The sequence below is a fragment of the Sphingobacterium sp. UME9 genome (genome assembly GCF_014170215.1).
Taxonomy (GTDB): domain Bacteria; phylum Bacteroidota; class Bacteroidia; order Sphingobacteriales; family Sphingobacteriaceae; genus Sphingobacterium; species Sphingobacterium paramultivorum.
In genome coordinates this window covers 746,745-768,905 of sequence record NZ_LZZP01000013.1, presented here as the reverse complement: position 1 = coordinate 768,905, position 22,161 = coordinate 746,745, and the positions used below count along the sequence as shown (strand labels likewise).

Below are 22,161 nucleotides of genomic sequence, written 5' to 3'. Positions count from 1 at the left end.
ATTACCCTGACTCCTGAACTGATAAGATCTTTATGACCTGATTTGTATTTCGACTTTTATGCTTTATTGAAACCGAAAACTGATGAAATTTTAGCAACCCACATTTTAACATTTTTACGATTGGTTAAATGGAAATAATTCTTAACCACAAGAGGAATCATATTTAAATTGGCCCCCCCCTGAATATACTCCGATAAATCAGATGCTGTATTTATCTTTTCTAAAACTGACAAGGCTCTATCCTCAATAATGACTTTTAATTGACTAACTCTTTCGTGCTCTGACATAGAGCTGTTTAAACTTAATACGCTGTTAATAGAAATTTGCTCATTATAATCTGACGATCCTAGGCGTTTAAAAACGTGCATGTTAAGATCGTTCAATTCAAGATTGTTAATAATAAATCCATAGTCAATATAATAGGTATTAGCGTAATTTGATTGATATACTGAGATTACTTTATTTACTTCAGGGCTTTTTAATATCCAAGTATTTTTATTTCTAACAAACTTGTGTGGTAAAAGAATTTGATCTATTGCTTGCTTAAATTTAATCTTATTCATAATTAATAAAACGCTAAAACCGTATTAAAACTTTCCCCAAAATATTTTTTCAAAACAGCCCTATATCTTTCTAATTGACCAATTCCTTTACTGATCTGATTAGGATTAAAAGATATTTGAGACTTACTGGGCTAGTGATTGAATAACAGTAGCTGAATACCAATTTCCATTGCAATTCCTAAAATCTTCAACTTCGTAATATTTTGCAAGATCCTGTTCCTTTATATTTTTAAGAAATCCCAAATAGTATACATGTGTATTTAAGTAGCCTTCATTTTGCCCAACCTTAAATAGCATATTATCTGAGTTAAAAAAAAGAATTTCATCAATAGATAATTGGCTAAAGTAATTTTTCAAACTGTTGAAATCTCTTTCACTCAATCTCTTTTTAAAATCTTCATCCATATTTGCATACCGGTCCTTGTATTTATTTGTAAAATAAGACTTTGGTATATTAGAATTATTAAAGAATTGCTGTGGATTATTAGCTATAATTCTTTGAATATATTCAATTGACTTATTATTTTGATAAAAACCACACTGTTGTTTTGTGCAGCTTGTTATCATAATAACCAGCATAACATAAATAATATTTAATTTCATTGTACCATCTTCTTCTACAAAAGTTCATTAAAATCCGTCACTTTAGCTATATCTGGGTTATGTGGTACCAAGATAAAAAATGGAGATGGAAATTATAATTAATGAGCTATTTATTTTGCCTTTTTACATCCTGTTTTGTAAATTCAAAAACCAGTAAAGCCATATCATGAAGCTAGTTGTGAAAATATTTCAGGTCTGTATTGTTACATTACTTTTGTTGGGATATCAAAACGGCGCATTGGCAAAAGCTATTGCAATACCATTGGCAACAGATTCATTAATCGTATTGCATTTTCAGACAAATGATTCGCTGGTATACAGTCGGGAGGATTTTGACACTATCTTAAGTAATCATCCTGAATTTCTATTTGAAGAGACATTTGATCCTACATTGAGCTATCAACTCCAACGCGATATGGAGTTCAGTAGTGAGGCTGGACAGGATAATTATTGTATGCTCTATTCCTATTTCCTAATGCAGGTAAATGGTGAGCAGAAATATGCCGCACAGCGCAAAAGGTTATTTCAGCTATTTTCAAAAATAAATGAATTATTTGCATTAATTGAACAAGGAGGTACGTACTTTGGACATCAGCATAAAAGGCTCCTGGCGGAAGTAGAATATGCGATTTACCTAATGCCAAAAGATAAGAGCGAGCTTCGAAAAAAGTATGCTATCGATAAACAAAAACAACTGTATATTCAGGGGCTAAGACAGCTTGTCGCTGATGAAACAGCGAATAATAACGGTATTGAACCTCAGCGGAAATTAAGTCAAATCAAACGGCTTAACAAAGTAATAGATGACATAAATCAGCTCATTACGGATAATTTATCGCTGAGGAGAGCGCAATATTTTCAAAGCAATTATTATGAATATTACTGAACAACAGATGCATATTGTCTGTTAACCATAGCGTAGATTTTGCAAATGGGAAATAAACTAAACATTGTTGTCACAGATAGAGAGAAAGTTGAGATTAAATCCCACCTGATTTAGAAAAAATATTCGGAAAGCATATTGAGAAAATTAAGAAAAAATCCAAATTCAACCTTTGGAAATTTATTGATCTAAAGAAATAGGCATATTTCCTTTATCAAAGGGCATGATGGGCAAGGATGAGCGCCCCTAGGGTAGACTTACATGTTAACATTTTTTTAGAAAGAACCCAGCAATACGCTCGCTGCCAGCGAAATAGAATTTATTGATCTCTATGAATCACTTAATGATCAAACATTTTGTTAAATTTATTAAAGCCGCTGTCGATAGGCTTTAAGTATCTTTTTACTTTTAAAATGGAAACAGAAAAATTAGATAACCCCGCTTGGTATTCATTGATTGAGACACATCATTTTTTTGCGTCTAACCACAGTCAAAACGCAAAATTTTATCATCCTCAATATTGTACTTTTGGTGGGTTTATAAACCAGAAGAAAGTTGACATCGAAATTGACCAGTACGCATTATTAGCAGATAGTTTTTATGTTGTTGGAGAAAAACCAATTTTAAGCAGCAAAGTCGAATTAAAAAATGAATTAGTTTGTAATCAGATGCTACTTAACCAAGCTCCTGAAGTAGATATGTCTGAGCAAATAATTGAACTTAAAACTGTTGGACAGAAGATAGATTTATTTGAACTTGTTAACTTGGTCCAACCGGGATATTTTAAGGCTAACACACCGGAACTAGGACGTTATTTTGGAATCTATAAGAATAGCAAATTGATCGCTGTGACAGGAGAAAGGATGAAAATGAATAATTATACCGAGATAAGTGCTGTTGTTACGGACCCTTATCATACTGGTAAAGGTTATGCTAAACAATTAATCGCACATACAAGCAGTAAAATATTTAATGAAAATAAAGTTCCATACCTACATGTTGCAGAAACAAATATTGGAGCTATTAAATTGTATGAAAAACTTGGTTTTTATACAAGGAGAAAGATCAGTTTTTGGAATCTTATCAAAAAAGGAAGTATATAAAATCCGATATTAAATTGAAATCTTGAACTCGATTTGCGTTGAAACTATGCTGATATCTATCACGTATCTAAAAATGGAATAAAATTGATTGCATATCAGGATACCGAACAATATAAACTGATGAGATATTTTATGAATAACCATGAACGAAGGCTATCAGAATTGGGATTCACTTTTTAATCTCATTAGGATAACAGATTCAAACCTAAATATTTTAAATAATCTTTGTTTTGAAGGATTTCATTTCTTAAATGCATCTTTTGATCTTGATTGTTAAAGACTTTGATTGCGATAGGTCATAGGCGACTGCCCTAGATGTAACTTAAAGAATTTACTGAAAGTACCATAATCTGAAAAATTTAGTTCCTGCATTACATCTTTCACGGACATACTTGATACATTCATCAAAATAACTGCTTCAGAAATAGCAATTTCTTCTAATATGGCTTTGGGGCCGAGTCCTGTAACATCTTTGACGATACGAGTTAGATGCTTTCTAGAGATAAATAACCTATCTGCGTAATATTGTACAGAGCGATTTGTTTTAAAATGCAATGAAGCTAAATTCAAAAAATCCATTACCATTCGATTTTTACGCTCAAATCCGTCACTAGAGCGCGCCAGATTACCGTTAATTTTTGAACTGATTTCATAAAACAGAAGCATCAGTGTCATTTTAATAATTTCCGAACGGAACATAGCTTCCGAATCCATTGTATTCTGTCGTTCCAAATTCATAAAATATTCAAAAATACGGCTTGAGTCCCTGGTATCAAGCCGTAAAATTGTATCGTTTTCCCGACCAATCTTTTCCATAGAATATGCTTTGTAAACGGGTAAACCTACCTTTTGAAAGAGATCAAATTCTGTAAAAAGTGTGTGCATCTCAATGTCATCCGAACAATCGATTACTTGCATAACCACCATAGGTGACAAAAAGAAAAGTGTATTTGCTTCAAGGGTATATTCGACAAAGTTGAGGGATACTTTTACACGACCATTTTTCACTAAACACATCCCCAAATGGTCAAAACGTACTGGCGTCTGACGTAAATAATTTACGACCTCAGCTTTCGTCGACTTAGAGACTAGAAGTCCCGAATAATAGCAATTACCTAGGATCTTCTCATTTAAATAGTCTTTAAAAGTGAGTTTTGCTATCTTATTTACCATATCAGATCTCATTTGTGATGTTTTGCTTGAAAAATGCGATGTCAGCTTCGGAATAAAAACACTGTGCTAGCATCTCATGCAAAAGATCATTTTCATTTTGAACGACAGCTTTTTTTAAGGGTTCAAAGCGTCTGGTAAAACCCTTTTTTGTGGCATAATAAATATGCAGAATAGGATTATTGTCAATAAATTTCTTTCTGTGTGATATAATCTTATATAACACATGCTCTTTATTCCTTTCCTGTCGGATCTTCAATGCTAATGAACGGTAACATGCGCTGAGTTCATGATAAACAGTCAGCTCCATGATACCTCCCATACTTCCAAAATACCGAAAGAATTTTGTTTTCGAAATATTTAACGATGTTAAAATAGCATCCAATTTAAGGTTTTGAAATCCACTGTCAATCAACAGTGGCTTCAAATCTTCAATTGCTTGCCTTATAAAACCATTGTCTTCCATCTTTACTACCTGTTACTTTCAATTTACGCTCCTAATTAGCACCGCCACCTAAAGCTTTGTAAAGAACTACTTCGGTATACAGTCTTTTACTTTTCACTTGCATCTGATCAAGTTCGGCTTGTAATTTACTCTGTTGTGCAGTTAATACCTCAAGGTAGGTAGCCATATCATTCTTAAACAATACTTTGGCCTGTTTAACGAGTTGTTGATTGCGCGCTACAAGCTGATCATTATATCGTTGTTGATCTTGAAGTGATGCGATTTGCTCCAACGTATTTGACACCTCACCTACAGCCTGCAAAATCGTTTCTTTAAATTGCAGCTCTGCCTGTTCAGATCTTATGATCGCTTGGTTATGGGCAGTTTTTAATTGACGCCCCTGCAATAGCGGTTGCGTCAATGAACCAGACAGCATACCAAATAAGGAGCCAGGAACAGTAAACCAATTGCTTGCGGTAAATGAGTTGAGACCGCCCTGCGCTGTAATACGTAAGGCGGGGTACATATTCGCTCGGGTCACTTTGATATCAGAAACAGTCTGTAAAAATGTATATTCAGCCTGTTTGATATCTGGTCTACGGCTCAACATATCGGCAGGAACACCTGTCGCAAAAACGTCCCGCTCCACTAAACTCAAAAGATCTCCTCTTGAAATACCGTCTTTAGGAAATTGTCCAACAAGAGCTTGCAATGCATTTTCTTGTATCGCAATGTTCTCTTCAATGACGCGTATGGACTTCAAGAGATTATCACGGCTATTTTCCATCTGCTGAACAGCGAGGGAGGTACTCAGACCAAGACGTTGCTGAACTTGAGTAATCTGGAGCGTACTGTCTACAATAGCCAGATTCTGTTGAGAAATTAGCTTTTGCTGATCAAATAAAAGCAAATTGTAATAGCCCTGTGCTATTCCAGCGATCAATCCAGTACGTACCGCAATGGTCGCTTCCTTCTGGGCGAGGTAGCTCGCGAGAGCGCCGGCATTCTGGTTTTTAATCTTACCCCATATATCCGCTTCCCAAGATAAGGTGAGTGTAGATGAATAGTCTTCCATATAGGATTTGCCCATAAACTGACTTGCCATCATACCATTCATGCTATTGTTGGATGGTCTATTGATGGAGGCCGCTCCAACGGACAGATCTACGACAGGAAGATAGCCCCATTTCATCTTTTTCATCGTCTCTTGTGCCGATTCTATTTGCTTTACGGCTACAAGCAAATTATTATTATGTAGCAGTCCACTGTCTATTAGTGCAATCAACTTTTCATCTTTAAAAAAATCACGGTAGGAAAGCGCGGCAAGATCCGCAGCTGTATCGACTTCAACCGATTCATTTTTTGTTAAAAATTGTTGGGGCAGTTGCTCTTTCTGCAAGGTTGGAATCTCTTTATTTGTTTTACAGCCTAAAAGCAGTAACAAACTACATATAATACCCAAACATATATTATTTTTTGATCTCATTTTTTAATTCTTATGCTTCTGTAGTATTTCTTCTAATGCTGCCCTTCCAATTCATGTTGCTCATATTCCCAATCTTCTGGGTCTATCGGTTTTCCACTGAGGCGTTCCTGCAGGTATTGGAATACCACAAATAGAATTGGCGTAAAGAAAACTCCGAGGACAGTCCCGGCCAACATCCCAAATACAGCTGCATAACCAATAGAATGGTTACCTATAGCTGAAGGACCAACCGCAACCAGCAGCGGCAACAAACCTGCAATAAAGGCCAATGAAGTCATCAAAATAGGACGCAAACGTGCTTTCGCACCTTCAATAGCTGCTGCTGCCAATGGTTTTCCTACTTTCCGCCGCTGCAATGCAAACTCAACAATCAAAATCGCATTTTTAGCCAGCAAGCCGATTAACATGACCAAAGCCACTTGTACATAGATATTATTGGAAAGCCCACCCAAGGAGATTCCCCAGAATACACCCAGCAATCCCACGGGAATCGCCAGCAACACTGCAAAAGGCAAAATGTAACTCTCATATTGTGCTGATAAGAGAAAATAAACGAAAATAATACACAATCCAAAGATCGCAGCTGTTTGGCCAGATGCGCCACGCTCTTCACGGGCCATTCCTTTCCAATCTACTGTAAACCCCTGCGGAAGTGAAGATTTACCTACTTCTTCGATGGCCGCCATCGCTTGTCCTGTACTAAATCCGGGTGCTGCCATAATGGTCAGATTAATCGCGTTAAAGAGATTAAAGTGTTCGACATTCTCCGGCCCGGAAACAGGTTTTAGCTCTACAACACTTTTGAGTGGTACCATCTGCCCTAATTTATTTTTAATGCTGATTGTTTCAATCGACTTGGGATCAGCACGGAAGCCCGGTTCTGCCTGCAGCACCACACGATAATATTTACCAAAACGATTGAAATCAGACGCTTGCATACTTCCGTAATAGGCCTGCATAGCGGTCAATACATCGCTCACATTGAGACTAAGCTGTTTGACCAATCCCTCATTTACTTTCATTTCATATTGAGGGAAAGAAGCATTAAATGTCGTAAAGGCGAAAGCTATCTCCGGCCTTTGCATCAGATTTCCAACAAATGCATTGGAAACATCATTGAAGGCTTGCAGAGTACCCGAATTCCGATCCTGTAACACGACTTCAAGTCCAGAAGTATTCCCGAACCCTGGTACGGTCGGCATCCCTGCCACTAAAAATGTGGTCTCATCCTGTTGGGACAATATTCCCTGAAACTGACCAATTAGCAGATTGATATCTTTTACGTCTCCGCGCTCTTTCAATGGTTTCAAACGAAGCATGATCGCTCCCGCTGAGGATGATGTACTGAAACTCATCATATTGAGCCCTGATATATTGATGATACTTTCAATGGCAGGATGATCTTTTAACAGATTTTCAGCCTGTTTAAGATGCTTTCCGGTCCGATCCAACGATGCTCCGGGAGGGTCATTAGCCAATACCATTAAAAAGCTTTGATCTTCATCTGGTATAAAGCCTGTCGGCGTGGATCGGAATGCATATACAAACAATCCGATGAATAATGCTAGTCCTGCAAAAGCCACAGACTTTTTCTTGACCAAAAATATAATGGACTTCGCATAACGATTGGTCAATTTGTCAAAGCCTGCATTAAACGCTGTAAAAAAGCGTTGCTTAAAGGATACTTTTTCCTGCTCGTGATGGTCATGTTGTTTAAGTAAAATTGCGCAAAGAGCCGGGCTCAACGTGAGAGCATTTACCGCAGAGATCAAGATTGCCATTGCTAAAGTCAATGCAAATTGTTGATAGAATACTCCGGTGGGACCATCCATAAACGCCACGGGTATAAATACGGCAGACATCACCAAAGTAATCGATATAATAGCTCCGGTAATCTCACTCATGGCGGACATTGTTGCAGAGCGCGGGTTTAGCTTCTTTTTCTCCATTTTAGCATGGACGGCTTCCACCACGACTATTGCATCATCTACCACAATACCAATGGCAAGCACCAGTGCAAACAATGTCAGCAGGTTGATCGAGAAGCCAAATACCTGCATAAAGAAAAATGTCCCCACAATAGAAACCGGAACCGCAATGGCAGGAATAAGCGTCGAGCGAAAATCCTGTAAAAAGATAAACACGACAATAAACACCAAAATAAAGGCTTCCAACAAGGTGCTCAAAACTTGTTTGATAGATTGATCCAAAGATTCTTTAGAGCTATACGGGATCTTGTATTTCACTCCTGGAGGAAAGGATGCGGATAATTCTTTCAAACGATTATTCATCGCGATTTCGACTGCATTTGCATTGGATCCCGCTGTCTGAAAAACTGCTACCATAATCGCCGGCTTATTGTCAAAGCTGGTTGTAACGGTATTCGTGTAGGAGCCAAATTCGACACGAGCAACATCCTTTAATAGTAAAGAAGATCCGTTGTTGTTTGCTCTCAAAATGATATTCTCATATTGTTCAGGCTCGGTATATTTGCCCTGATAGCGAATCGTGTATTCGATGGATTCCTTAGAACTTTCTCCAAATTTACCCGGAGCGGCATCTTTATTTTGAGATTGTATGGCTGCCGCAATCTCCTCTGGCGTAATATTATATGTAGACATACGTTGCGGATCCATCCATACACGCATCGAATAATCCTTATTTCCAAATACCTGTGCATCTCCAACTCCAGTGATGCGTTTTAACTCAGGAACAATATTTATTTTGGCATAGTTCTCCAAAAACAGCTCATTTGCGTTACCTCCGTCTGCATATAAGGTCAACATAGCGACGATGCTATTCTGGCGCTTCATAGTGGTTACACCGATCTGGTTCACTTCGGAAGGCAGCATACTAGTCGCCTGAGAGACTCTATTCTGCACATTGACAGAAGCCTGATCCGGATCGGTTCCTAACTTGAATACCACATTGATCATCAAACTACCGTCATTACTAGCGGTCGATGAAAGGTAATCCATATTTTCCACTCCGTTAATTGCATTTTCTAAGGGAGGGGCTACTGATTTAGCGATAACTTCAGCGCTAGCACCTGGGTAATTTGCTGTCACCGTTACGGTGGGCGGCGCAATTTCAGGAAATTTGGTAATGGGTAATGATGTCATTGCCACCACGCCCAGAATAACCAATAATATTGATATTACGGTCGCTAGTACCGGCCGTTTAATTATTTTTTTTAACATAATAAATTGATAAATAAGACTCAGAATATCGTATAACTACGACAGACAACTTACTTTTTAGGCGTAACGATCGCTCCAGGCCTAACAAAACCTAAACCACCTGTAATAATGCGATCTCCAGCTTGCACCCCAGATAGCACATAGTAATCTTCAGTGGTCTTCCCTCCAACTTGTATATCGACCTGACTAGCTCTATTGTCTTTATCCAGCTTATACACATATATTTTGTCTTGCACTGCAACAGTAGCCTTTATAGGAACAAGTAGTACATTATCAAGTGCCGTAGTCATTTCGATGCGGCCTGTATTTCCCGCTCTTAATTCCCTTTTAGGATTATTAAATCGGGCACGAATAGCTATAGATCCTGTATTTTTATCAAATTGTCCGGTCACAGCATCGATAATACCTTTTTGGGAATATTTGTTACCATTAGACAGCGTGAGTTCCACAGAGTCTTTTCGCTGATTTCCCTCCTGTTTTGTCTGATAATTGGCAAAATCGCTTTCACTCATACTGAAGTATGTGTAGACCTGATTGATATCTGTCAATAATGTCAGCGGTTCTACTGATGAAGCGCTGACCAAGCTCCCTAAACGATAGGGAATCCGACCGATATATCCGGACACAGAAGCTTTAACGAGGCAAAAGTCGAGGTTGATCTTCGCCGCATTCATTGTAGCTTTGGCCTGTTCTAAGCTCGCTAAAGATGCTTCAAATGATGCTTTAGCCTGCGTCACTTGTAGATCAGAGACAATTTTGTTGTCTACCAATTCAACTTTTCTATCAAGATCAATTTTAATGTTTTTAAGATTGGCTTCAGCGACACGAACTGCAGCTTTCGCTGTGTTATATTGCTCAACAAAAGGCCGGTCATCAATTTTAAAGAGCAGTTGACCAGTTTGGACGTAAGCTCCCTCATCAACAAATATTTTATTTAAATAACCTGAAATTTGAGGTCTTACCTCAACGTTTGTAATTCCCTCAACTGACGCTGCATAGGTATTTTTTGCTTCACCGCTTCCAGTTTGAATTTGCTGCACCGAAACTTCGGGAGCAGCGGAATTTGTCGCCGGAGTTCCTTTACTCTGGCATGAAAAAAAACTGACGAGTACTCCTAATCCTACAACAGTGTTCAGACCGCTCTTTAAATTCATATATTTTCCTTTATTTTTGATGCGTACAAATATAGAGGCCATATTTGCGTCTAAAAAGACAGGAAGATCCATCAACTTGGTAAAAAGACGTAAATATTCATTATGACTTAAATTAGATAATGAGTATCGCAGTAAAAAAAAGGGACAATCACCTTGTTGATGAAGTCCCTTTCGTTGTCCTTATAATAATAACTAAAATTAATGCATTATTTATAAAATGAATAGTCAAAAAGAAGCTATTAATTAGTAAAAAGACGGATTAATGGTAGCTTATGTAACATCTTATGTCAAATCACAGCCCAAATAATATGATAACCCATTGATAACAAATAGATTGACATCTTTCATCACTAACTTACAATCGTTTTCATTTTTAAGTTCTTGTATTTCCAGGCATTGAAGTGCATTATTTATTGTACCTAACACAAAATTGTAAAGTATATTGCTACTTTCACTTGTAGAAAAACTACCTTCTATTTTGCCTTTATCGATCAGATCAACAAAAAAACTCTTAAACATAGCGACTATCTCACGTGCTTTATTCACGATTGGCTCACTGACGTCAATCACTAAGGTTTGAAAAAGCAATCTCACACCATTAGCCGAAGCGCATGAATAATCAATACAGCGATTAATAAAAGATTTTAACTTTTCCTTGTAATCAGCATGGAGTTTTATTGCTGCAAATATCTCCAAGATATCTTTTTGTATATTTTCCAAAATCTGAACAAGTAGGTTTTCTTTATTTTGGAAATAATAAGATACCATTGACGTATTCATTGGTACAACACCTGCGATATCCCTTATACTCGTGTTATGAAATCCATTGATCGAAAACATTTCTTTAGCGACCTGTAAGACAAACTCCCTTCTGTTGTCCATGTTGCAATTTAATTTGTTCTTCATACCTCTTCTCAATTTTATAAATGTATCTGCACACCTTTAGTTTTTAAATCTATTTTTTTGAAAGCAGATTTAAAATCACGAATGACTCCAAAACTTATAAAAAAGACTCCTTTTAAATAATTAACGTAAAAACTTACCGAGAGCTCAACTTTTTACCGCTACTCAGAATTCCAAAACCCTTAATCTAATCGTCAATAATTTCAAAATAAGCGCTGATAGAACTGATTTAAACCCCTACACCAAAAGATTTATTAGTTTCAATTGACATTTCATCTTTAAAGATAGCAATTGAAGTTGTAAAACAGGAACTAGAAAATTTTAAAGTAAGACTGGAAAAGATAAATCGGAAAAACAATGCAAATATTGAAAGAATCTACGAACTGTTGATAAGAATTCATGAAAACTATCAATAAGAAAACGGAAAGGATATAAATTTTGTAAACGCTATCTATATCCTTTCTCTCAAAATTACGCGTCCTATCCGTCATCTGAAGCAATCAAGGTTCGAACGATCCCTGCTCGCTACTGAACTTCAAAAAGATCTTTATATTTCGTGGTTTTGTTGTGCATCGTCATGATAATTTCGCCTTTTCCTCTAGGTGCAAACGCAGGTACCATAAATCGAAGCTCTTCTGAGCTCCGGAAGATGCTCGTCGCGTATGCACCGCCTAGGGTCAGTTCAATTTGACTGAGTCCTCTCCCTTTAATCGTTACGATATCACCGGGATACCCTTTTAAAGGACTAATATTATTAACCTCAAAATTATTGATATATAGTTGCTGTTTTTTTGGCGCATAATAGTTCTCATTAAAATTATAATTTACACTATAGCCGATCTGAATTTCTGTACTGCCAATGATATAACCGGGCAAGGAAAATTGTATTTTACCATCTTGAGCAACTGGAAACTCGTAAATTCCATTTCCGATGACTGAATAAGCATGACCATCTATAAAATTGCCTGTAATCGTAAACGGCTCGCCAACAAATCTTGTCAAATCTGCAGGTGTATTCCACTTCAGATTTCTGACCTCCACTTGCTCAACGGAGCTGACCGAATAATAAGGACTATTGTATCCAAAATTGTAAATACCATCTGGGACATCACGTACGGTAAAAGTCTCTAGACTCCCGTTACTACTATCAAAATAATGTGCGATGCCATGTTTACCCAGAAAATAAGTAGCCTTTTCAGGCTTCATCAGATAGGTGTACATATCAATTCCATCTACCATCATTAAGGAAGGGGAATGGATCACTTTTTTTGCAAAATGAATATTGCTACCGAGAGGTTTGATCAATTCGATGGAATCTTTGAAAACAACAGAGTCTTTCCCATTATGGTAGCCCAATTGGAATTTACCACCTTTGAGACTTTCAATGTCATAGAGATTAACCTGATGATAGCATTCAACTTTTTTTCCATTGATCAGCATATAAAATGGCGCTGACATGGGCATTCTGTCCCATTTGATGGCAGCCCCGCGTATCGGTATAGGCTCATTTAGATAAAATTTAGTTTTTTCAGGTGGATTGGCTACACCTAAAACCTGAATGTTCGCTACTGCCCTACTATTTGTATAGCCTGATTTATCATTGACACGTAAGAAAAAAGACACCTGATTTCCATGATAGAAATTGTCTGATTTTGGGAAGATAAAGTTAAGACTTTTTCGGTCGCTACCGATTTGATATGGCATGACTTGCTCACTCTGATATTGGCTCTGGTAATATAACTTTATATTTTCGGAGAGAAACTGAAAATCGCCAGTAACGGTTACTTTATTATTATTTGGCACAAGTTTATCTTCCAAAAGATTAATCTTGATCCCGTCCACTTCAAACGTGTTGGGCTTTCCCCGGTAGAAACCATTTTTTGTTTTAACATAAAATGAATACCGATAGCGATCTCCTAACTCAAAATTACTACTGTGCTGGTATTTCAATGTAATATCCCCGACGGTAGCCTTGCTTCCCATGCTGGCAACAATTTCTTTCTCATCGTTTGCCGTTGTGATCTTTTGGATCAGAAATCCATAATCCTCTACAGGCATCCCATTTAATCGGGCTATATTTCCATTTAACGTTACCGTTTTATCTTCTAAATTACTGAACGTAGTGGTTTCCAATTGAACGGGGCTGTAATCCACAGGCACGACGACTTCTTTCTTTTTGCATCCAACCAAAATGCTGAAACAGCCGATAGGTAGCCAAAGGAAAAAAAATGCAACTATATGTATAGATCTGGTCTTTCTCATAACTTATCTTATGCGATTAAAGTATTTCAAGGTAATCATCGGCGAAAATCACGTTTTCGATGACATAATTAAAAAATCTTGCGTTCACTCGGTATTTACCTTTTGCTAGATCTGTGGGGACTATAAACTGAATTTTATCGTTTTGGGATGTCGTATGTGGGATCTCCTTATCAGCGATTCGCACCTTATATCCGTTCATTCCATGTCCCTCAATAGTGATCAGAGTTCCCGCCGTCGCACGTAATGGATAGACCGAATTGATTACAGTAGCCTTGACCTTCAGGGGAAAGGCATTGGAATAGTAGGTTTTTCGCTGTCCCATCTCGCTGGAATAAACTACCTGCGCCTGGAAATTTCCAGCTTTGATTGCAGGTATTTCAAACATGATCTCACCATCGGTATTACAGGTTGAATAATAGCTTTCTTGAACCGGGCCAATAAACAACCCATAGGACCGTCCTTTTATAAATGTGCCCTTCAACTTTATTTTATCTCCCGGATAACATTCCTCGAGACTACTTGAGTTGACATGTACACTCTTTACTTTAATTTTGTTATTGCTTTTATAGCTGAAGAAACTATTCTTCATTTCCAGTGAGTATTCACCGTCTGGAAGATCGCCTATTGTTAATTCCCCTTTTTTTAATGTATTGTCTCGCAGGATATAATAAGCTTCTTTATTTCCGACGGTGGAGTAACCATAAAAATCAAATCTGCCGGGATCTGGCCCTGATATGTCAAATTTAGTCCCCGGATGTACGTATTCCGGAATCACTTTGAATTCATTTGGATCGGCTTCAATAAGCTGTAAAGGCTTTGGAAAGGTGATCGTGTCGCGCCCATTCGTATATCCTATTGGGAAACTCTTACCTTTCTGACTCTTCACAAAGTCATAAATCCGCAAGTAGCTGGAGTGCTTCATGAAAACATTTCCAATAAAAACCTGCAGTCTGGCATTTTCATTATATTCTCTAACAGAAGAAGGTAACTGCAGATATTCATCGACATAAAAAGCATAAGTCGAAGGCGCAGCTAAGGTCGCTAGAATAAAGCCCTGAGCGACGATAGCCGTTAATAGTGGCCCATTTTTATCCTTGCTAATTAATCTAAAGGTTGCATAATTACCTTGCTCTATTCCTTCTGGCACTTTAAAACGTATGCTTTTACCCGAGCTGGTAACTTCAAAAGGTACTTTCTGATCCTCGGAGGCTGCATAACCATAATATAAACCGTAGTTCTTATCAGCATTTCCAAACTCGCCTTCAACAGTAATGATCTCTCCTACAGCTAATATCAGGTCTTCTTTAGCCTTTACTTTAAGGCTACTGACCAAAAACCTCGCTGGTTGAGTGGAATAAAGCCCTTTCTCCGTCCGCACAAAATACCTGTAATTATAGTAAATACCCTCTTCGTAATTCTCAGGGTCGGGAACTTTAAACGTGATGCGACCTGATTTTAAACTTGTGGTAATGGCATATTCCTTTTTTACCGAAGTTTCGCCAACATATCTCTCAATTAAGAAGCCATGCGATTGAATAGCGTCGCTATTATTCAAATATCTGACCTCGGCAGCCAAAATCAGATTATTACCAGCGTTACTCTCCGGTGTCAAAAGGACAACCTCAGTAGGATTGCTATCGGGGGGAACTACGGTTTCCTCCTTTACACAGGAAGCTGTTAAAAAGATAAGACTACTACAGAGGAAAACTATATTATACCTCCTAGTAATTTGTTTAATTACAGTAATAAAATTCATTAGATTATATAGGCTAAATCTCGTCAGCAAAATACCGATAATTATATGATATAAAAAAATTAATTGAATAAAAAATAATATTGTCATTGAGGATAATCACATCCGATCTAAAGATCTCTAAAACCGCTATCTTGGATGCGCATTTTCCTCAAAATTATGTCCCAGTATCATTTTTTTATACCCATACACCATTGACTTATGTGTCATATGATCTCGTTAGACCCGCTGATTTTTAGGAGGCAGACATTAAATTTGTAATAATTACCAGATTTGTTATAATTGTTATAGATTGTGTAAGTGATATGTACCCAAATGTAATGTACAGCATTAGAGTAGGCCATTCAATAGACACAGTATGTAGAACTTCTACTTATCGTCAAAATTAAACAATATGAAAATGAAATACTTCACGCTGTTACTACTAATAATTCTGCCATTATTATCTTGGGCACAGGATAGTGAAATAATCAATATCGCCAGAAAAGTTTATCAACAACCACAATTCCAAGAGGTGTATAGAGATTATCTTATCCCAAAAGTAATATTGAATAAAGCCCTCCCCCTTACCCTAAATCGGAAAATGGAAATAAAAAATGACCCAAACAATTTATGGAAAGAAACCAAAGATAATAGAAAATACTATATTGTCACATTTCCCATTAACCTAGACATTGACACAGGATTTACAATGGATTATGGTGCACAAGTATATATTTGGAAAGATAACAAAAAACCCTTTATCATCTTTCTAGGTCAAAATGGTATGGGATATCCACCAAATTGGGGAGCAACAGTTAATGACGACTCAGCGAATCTTTATGATGGTAAAGAATAATGTTGTAGAAAGCCAGCACAACCAACTTTTCGCTTCGGAAAGTAAAATTAAGCCTGCCGCCACAGCCGCCAACACACATTCCATCAGAAATTACTAAACAACAATCCAATTTCGTTTATGCGAGTGAAGCCGATCTGATGAATGTCGCACTATTTGAAATGATTTAATCGCATTTATGCAAGCTCTTTCCTTATTCTGCTCAAAGACTGCGGAGTTATTTTTAGATAAGAGGCGATATACTGCTGTGGAACCTGTTGAACAATCTCAGGGTAACGTCTCAATAATTCCAGGTATTTGGTTTTCGCATCGCCATAGTTCAGAAAATCATTATCTTTTATTTTTTGCAACAGCGAAGCCTCACTAAGGGTTTTAAAATATACGTATAGATTTGGAATAGTCTGAAAATAACGTTCAAAAACTGAAAAAGCTACCGTATATATTTTACTGGCAATAACTGCCTGAGTAGCCTCCTTTGCCGGCAGCTTAGTGTAGTAACTTTCAAGATTTGCAAAAAATTGCCGCTCTTTGATAAAATGCTTTGTGACATCATTGCCTGATGCGTCTACACCCAGCAAACGTAATACACCGCTTTCAACAAAGAGAATCTCAGAGGCTACTTCATGGAGCTCCTCGATATAGCTACCTGCTTTTACCTGACGTAATTTAAAACTTGCGCCAAGCAGATCAATGTCACTTGCCGCAAGTATTCCTCCAAAAGCAAGTGCAGCCTTGAGTTTTTCCATTATTTTACGATTTGTAGTTCCAAAAGACTTTTAGCGCAAGCAATTATAGCTTTCGTAACAGGAATGGGCTGCCATCCCAATTCTTTCTGCGCTTTACTGAGGTCTGTTTTCCTCCTGACCATCTCCAATAAAACGGGTTTGAGCTCTGGGCGAAACTGCGCCAACATTCTTGTTATAAAGTTAGGAAATTCCGTTGTAGGAATTTTCCGCTCCGGAAAATTTTCCTTGAGGATACGCGCCACTGACTTAAGGGTAGAATAGCCTGCTGCAGCGATATACCTATTGCCCGCTGCTTTTGGACTTTCCATCGCCAAAATAAGTAAATCAGCTACAGAGCGAACATCGACAAGATCAAAACCGATCTTGGGTAAAGCAGGATAACTACAGTTCATCAAAGCGACAACGATCTCTGCAGAAGTACCATAATCCTTTTCGATCACCGGCCCCAAAATAGCCCCGGGACATACTGTAACCAATTGGAGCGGACCAGCTTCTTGTCCAATAAAATCCCAGGCTACTTTTTCGGCGATGGTTTTACTTTTATAGTAAGGCGTCAGATCGCCCTTACCGCTTATATCTGTCCAATCGTTTTCAGTAAAAATTTTGTTTGGATCTTTCTCTTGCTGCCCATAGGCTACAGCAGCTAATGAAGAGGTCATCACGACTCGCTTAACGTTGTTCTCCACGGCGGCTCTCAAAATATTTAGGACACCGTTTTTTGCCGGTATTATTAATTCATCCTCATTCTTGGGTAGTCTTGCCGGGAAAGGTGATGCAACATGTTGGATAAAGTCTACTCCCTTTGCAAGATCGTTCCAGACATGGGGATCGCTTAAATCTGCAACTGCAAAGTGCAGCTTATCCAAATGATCGGTATGCTGCCCAATTATCCCTTTTATCGACGAGATGCGATCTTTGGTACGTAGTGTACCTATCACCTCATAACCCTTATCGAGCAATTGAATAGCCGTATGTGAACCTAAAAAACCGGTAACTCCGGTCAGTAATACTTGTTTGCTTTTCATATCCTTTTATTTATAAAGTTCGGATGATCTGAACAAGCTACAATTACCATTTGTTAAGAAATACGAACTGTCCGGTAAAGCAATAATTGACTTCCAAAAAATTAAATTGTATTTCAGAAACAATTTATCTAAGTTTGGCCAAATGAAAAAAATGCTCCTATACTTCTTGACAATTTCCTTGCTCGTCCAAGCTAGTTGGGGCTATGTTGTCATAGGTGCATTTTATGTCAACAAAGATTACATTGCGAAGTATCTTTGTGAAAACCGCGATAAACCACAATTGCACTGTAATGGAAATTGTGTATTAATGAAAAAAATCAGGAAGGCACAGGAGAAAGAAAAGCAGAATCCTACAGCGAAGCTTAAGGCTGAAGTGTATGATTTCATTAATTCGTATGCACTATTTTCCTTCATTCCAGCTTCCGTTGAAATAAAATCGATTCCACTGGGACCGGTTTTTACAAAATATCACAGTATAGACTCAAATCGTTTATTTCGCCCCCCTATTGCTGCCTAATTACTTTTCCTACAATGGCACTATCGGCCATTGAATTATTCTTAGAAAAAATCATCAAAGGCAACATAAATTCATGAAATACTCATTTTCCGTATTGCTTGCATTGTCATGCAGTATAGTATATGCACAACATTCTTTACCAGATTCATCATCTAGGCTACGCGACAGCATCAGGCTTGACGAAGCTCTTGTCACTTCCAAATATTACAGAAAATACAAATTGGATGCTGCATCCAACACTTTAAAGCTACAGGTTCCCCTACTCCAACTTCCACAAAATATTCAGGAAATAGACCATAGTATCATTACCGACCAGCAGGCAATTAATATCAACGAAGCCATTAGCAGGAATGTCAGTGGTGTCATGCGCAACAATACCGCCGATTTTTATGGTCCCTTTCTATTTATGCGCGGGGCTGGGATCAATACCTTACGCAATGGTGTTGACATGTCCATGATCTATTACGGGCCTATGCCGGAAGACGCCAATATGATCGATCGATTGGAATTTATCAAGGGTCCCTCGGGCTTTATGAATGCAATCGGTGATCCCGCCGGATCTTTTAACCTCGTCACCAAGAAACCAACAGGTATCACATCCAACCAAGTTTTCTTTCAGACAGGAAGCTGGGATCTCTACCGTCTTGGCACTGATCTGGACGGCAGTTTCGATAAGGATAAAAAGTGGCGCTATAGATTAAATGCAGTAGGACAAAAATCGCGTTCATTTCAACGCTTTGCATTTAATGACAAGGTCGTGGTCAATCCGAGCCTGACATACAGTATAGACTCCACATCCTCCCTAACGGCGGAATATAGTCTTCAAAAACAATCATTCCTGCAATATCTACTCACGGTATTCTCTCCCTATGGATTCGCATCCCTCCCACGTGATTTCAGTATTGCTGACCCACAGAAGGATCCTGTACAGGCAGTGGAACACAGCGCATTTTTAACGTATACAAAAAAACTAAGCAGAAACTGGAACCTGACAGCGAAAACTGCTTACGCCAATAGCCACATGGATGGCAACTATTTTTTTGTATCTGCCTATGATAAAAACCGACCGTCCGAAATCAAAAGACGTGTTACTTATGAAAGATTTACGACCGATGTTGCATCCCTCCAGATCTTTGTGAACGGTCTATTAAAAACAGGTGAGCTCGATCATCACATTTTGGCCAGCTTGGACGGAAATCGAAAGTCGTTACTTGGCTATTCAGGATATAATGACAAAAATGCCAACCAAACGCTATATCCGCTAGATGTTAATAACCCCGTGTATGGTACACCATTCGATGACAACAAAAAGTCAGGTTCACTCGAAAGCATTGCGACAAACAAACAGCAGATAAAATATTTGGCTTTTTACCTACAGGATGAGCTTAGTTTCTTACAAGATCGACTACATTTAACCTTGGCGGCGCGTCTAACACAATCGACAAGCCATATCGATATCCCTGCAGAATCCAGTGTTTCGGATCTCGTCCTTACACCACGCCTCGGTGTAAATTATACACTCAGCACAAACGCCTCAATTTATGCATTATATGACCATACCTTTACGCCACAGAGTGGCTTGAGTGCTGATGGGAGAACATTCGATCCACTACGGGGGAAAAATTATGAAATTGGTTTAAAAAAAGACTGGTGGGATGGCAAATGGAACAGTACCCTATCCCTTTACCATATTACCCGCGACAATATCTTGGTGACAGACCCTTCGACAAACCTGCAATCACAAATTGGGCAGACCAAGTCCCAAGGAATTGAGTTTGACCTCAAAGGTGAAATTGTCAAGGGGTTGAATGCTGTCATTAATTATGCGTATACTGATAGTTATATTTCCGCCGATGCCAATCCAGCACTGATAGGTAAAGCTACCCCCTATCGCGTACGGCATATACAAAACACGTGGCTAAATTATCGGCTTCCTTTTGAGAAACTGGCTGGACTGAGTGTTTCGACAGGCTACCAATATCAAGCTGGTAGAGCTGGCCGATATCCGCAGGATGAAATTCCTTCCATTGCAGCGCTCTTTCGCCTAGATGCCGGTCTAGGTTGGACAAACGGCAAAATAGCAATCAATGGTCTTATCAATAACCTGACCAACCGATTCAATTATGGGAGTGCCTGGACAAGGCCAATAGGTCTCTACGCCTATGTGCCCTATGCCCCGCGCGAGTTCCGGTTGAATGTATCTTATACTTTCTAGCCATGAAGACGATGACCAAGTGGGCATTCCGCTGGCATGGATGGCTGGGACTAAGTTCGGGGCTATTCTTTCTAATCTTGGGGATTACAGGGTCATTGCTGCTATTCCGGCACGATCTTGACAGGGCACTCAATCCAGACATCTATCATAGGCCCGACAGCGGGCTTATGATCTCTGCAGACAGCGCCTATAGAATCGTCGCAGAAGCTTTTCCGGGTTTGGAAAAAATTGTCTTGCACGACTTTCCGCTATCATCGGAAGAACCCTATGAATTTATGCTTTATCGAAAGACTAAAAGTCCCTACAATAATCATTTGAGTTTTGCTTTTGTAGACTCACATCAGGGCATAATCCTGCGCCAAGGCAACTACGAGGAGCTTGGCGGTTCATTTTTTAGATGGATATATGCCATGCATTACAGCTTTTTACTCGGTCGCATCGGACAGGCTATCTGCGCCATTGTCGGCATATTCCTCTTATTGACGATAGTTTCGGGCCTGGTTGTCTATCGGAAATATATAAGGAAAGTTATTTTATTTCAGGTACCGCTGTACAAGCAGGGACGACGATTATACTCCTCCTTGCATCGGGTAGTGGGGGTTTGGTCGGCCTTGATCAATATAGTTTTGCTGGTAACAGGTGTATGGATGAATATCCCCGTTTTTCAGCCCCTTTTTTCTGACCACCAAACCATGGTGCAGCAACAGGGTTCGTTTAAGGCAAAACCAAATTTAGATAAACTGCTAAACTACTGCAAAGTAGCTGCTCCGGGATTTGACCCCATTGCGATAAATATTCCAAAGGATAACAAATCCCCTATTTTGGTCCGTGGCCACCTGCCAAGTACCACATTCTTTTTGTTTAGTGGAAAGGCGAGCAATTTTGCTTTCGATCCTGTTCATGCAAACTTTATAGGGCAACTGGATATTGAAAAGGCAGATTTTTCGAAAAAAATTTCCTGGGCAATTTATCAATTGCATATTGGCGGATTTGGTGGTTACCTCGTAAAGTTTATCTATGCTTTAATCGGGTTGACACCAGCATTACTTGCTATGACAGGCACCTATCTATGGTATAAACGAAATTGGTAAATTACGCTTTATTAATAATAATCAATCAATTCATCATTTTTTGAAAAACGAGTTTTTTTCCTCGCGGCCAACTATAGCGACCATCATTAAACCATTTTTTATATTCGATAAAAACTAGCCTGACTTTTTCGGGCCAGTTACGGATCTCAATTTTTGCTTCCTTATCATACAACGCGGGAGCGGGAGAATAATAATGTATAAAACTTA

At 38.5% G+C, this 22,161-nt stretch carries 18 protein-coding genes; 6 read left to right on the top strand and 12 right to left on the bottom strand.

All coding sequences use genetic code 11. The features are described from left to right. Positions 1–56: 56 nt before the first annotated feature. Positions 57–563: a DUF4304 domain-containing protein gene (locus A9970_RS22370; RefSeq protein ID WP_182983770.1), complete on the bottom strand. Its 507-nt coding sequence runs from the start codon at positions 561–563 to the stop codon at positions 57–59. Positions 564–686: 123 nt separating this feature from the next. Further along, the gene (locus A9970_RS22360; RefSeq protein ID WP_182983769.1) at positions 687–1,166 is read right to left on the bottom strand and encodes a hypothetical protein; all 480 of its coding nucleotides are present in this window, start codon (positions 1,164–1,166) and stop codon (positions 687–689) included. Between the two features lie 166 nt (positions 1,167–1,332). Between A9970_RS22360 and A9970_RS22355 the strand changes: the two genes are divergently transcribed. Then, positions 1,333–2,052 (top strand): hypothetical protein, encoded by a 720-nt coding sequence (locus A9970_RS22355; protein WP_182983768.1) that lies wholly within the window; start codon positions 1,333–1,335, stop codon positions 2,050–2,052. Between the two features lie 410 nt (positions 2,053–2,462). Further along, entirely contained in the window at positions 2,463–3,152 is a 690-nt protein-coding gene (locus A9970_RS22350) for a GNAT family N-acetyltransferase (RefSeq protein ID WP_182983767.1), read from the top strand. Positions 3,153–3,425: 273 nt separating this feature from the next. Here A9970_RS22350 and A9970_RS22345 read toward each other — a convergent pair whose 3' ends face one another. From A9970_RS22345 to A9970_RS22310, 8 genes are all read right to left on the bottom strand, one after another. Beyond that, positions 3,426–4,325, bottom strand: a complete 900-nt coding sequence (locus A9970_RS22345; RefSeq protein WP_182983766.1) for a helix-turn-helix domain-containing protein — start codon at positions 4,323–4,325, stop codon at positions 3,426–3,428. 1 nt (position 4,326) lies between these two features. Beyond that, a complete protein-coding gene (locus tag A9970_RS22340; protein ID WP_182983765.1) occupies positions 4,327–4,788 on the bottom strand; it encodes a TetR/AcrR family transcriptional regulator in 462 nt (153 codons plus the stop codon). 31 nt (positions 4,789–4,819) lie between these two features. Beyond that, positions 4,820–6,253 (bottom strand): efflux transporter outer membrane subunit, encoded by a 1,434-nt coding sequence (locus A9970_RS22335; RefSeq protein WP_182983764.1) that lies wholly within the window; start codon positions 6,251–6,253, stop codon positions 4,820–4,822. 32 nt (positions 6,254–6,285) lie between these two features. Next, complete coding sequence (locus tag A9970_RS22330; protein ID WP_182983763.1) at positions 6,286–9,453, bottom strand: efflux RND transporter permease subunit; 3,168 nt, start codon at positions 9,451–9,453, stop codon at positions 6,286–6,288. Between the two features lie 50 nt (positions 9,454–9,503). Continuing rightward, on the bottom strand, positions 9,504–10,607 hold the full coding sequence (locus A9970_RS22325) for an efflux RND transporter periplasmic adaptor subunit (RefSeq protein WP_182983762.1): 1,104 nt from the start codon (positions 10,605–10,607) through the stop codon (positions 9,504–9,506). A gap of 282 nt (positions 10,608–10,889) precedes the next feature. Beyond that, positions 10,890–11,513, bottom strand: coding sequence for a TetR/AcrR family transcriptional regulator (locus tag A9970_RS22320; RefSeq protein WP_182983761.1), 624 nt, complete (start codon positions 11,511–11,513; stop codon positions 10,890–10,892). Between the two features lie 522 nt (positions 11,514–12,035). Then, positions 12,036–13,772: an IPT/TIG domain-containing protein gene (locus A9970_RS22315; protein WP_182983760.1), complete on the bottom strand. Its 1,737-nt coding sequence runs from the start codon at positions 13,770–13,772 to the stop codon at positions 12,036–12,038. Between the two features lie 16 nt (positions 13,773–13,788). Next, on the bottom strand, positions 13,789–15,528 hold the full coding sequence (locus A9970_RS22310) for an IPT/TIG domain-containing protein (protein WP_182983759.1): 1,740 nt from the start codon (positions 15,526–15,528) through the stop codon (positions 13,789–13,791). Positions 15,529–15,925: 397 nt separating this feature from the next. On the opposite strand from A9970_RS22310, the gene A9970_RS22305 reads away from it, so the two are divergent. Then, positions 15,926–16,363: a hypothetical protein gene (locus A9970_RS22305; protein ID WP_182983758.1), complete on the top strand. Its 438-nt coding sequence runs from the start codon at positions 15,926–15,928 to the stop codon at positions 16,361–16,363. Positions 16,364–16,536: 173 nt separating this feature from the next. On the opposite strand, the gene A9970_RS22300 is transcribed toward A9970_RS22305, so the two are convergent. Both A9970_RS22300 and A9970_RS22295 read right to left on the bottom strand, forming a co-directional pair. Then, positions 16,537–17,106, bottom strand: a complete 570-nt coding sequence (locus A9970_RS22300; RefSeq protein WP_182983757.1) for a Crp/Fnr family transcriptional regulator — start codon at positions 17,104–17,106, stop codon at positions 16,537–16,539. After that, positions 17,106–18,131, bottom strand: coding sequence for an aldehyde reductase (locus A9970_RS22295; RefSeq protein WP_182983756.1), 1,026 nt, complete (start codon positions 18,129–18,131; stop codon positions 17,106–17,108). The genes A9970_RS22300 and A9970_RS22295 overlap by 1 nt, the downstream gene beginning before the upstream one ends. Before the next feature lie 142 nt (positions 18,132–18,273). On the opposite strand from A9970_RS22295, the gene A9970_RS22290 reads away from it, so the two are divergent. The 3 genes from A9970_RS22290 (at position 18,274) to A9970_RS22280 (ending at position 21,954) form a co-directional block, all read left to right on the top strand. Next, positions 18,274–18,648: a hypothetical protein gene (locus tag A9970_RS22290; protein WP_182983755.1), complete on the top strand. Its 375-nt coding sequence runs from the start codon at positions 18,274–18,276 to the stop codon at positions 18,646–18,648. Between the two features lie 73 nt (positions 18,649–18,721). Beyond that, positions 18,722–20,863, top strand: coding sequence for a TonB-dependent siderophore receptor (locus tag A9970_RS22285; RefSeq protein ID WP_182983754.1), 2,142 nt, complete (start codon positions 18,722–18,724; stop codon positions 20,861–20,863). Between the two features lie 2 nt (positions 20,864–20,865). Next, positions 20,866–21,954 (top strand): PepSY domain-containing protein, encoded by a 1,089-nt coding sequence (locus A9970_RS22280; protein WP_182983753.1) that lies wholly within the window; start codon positions 20,866–20,868, stop codon positions 21,952–21,954. The last annotated feature ends 207 nt before the right edge of the window (positions 21,955–22,161 follow it).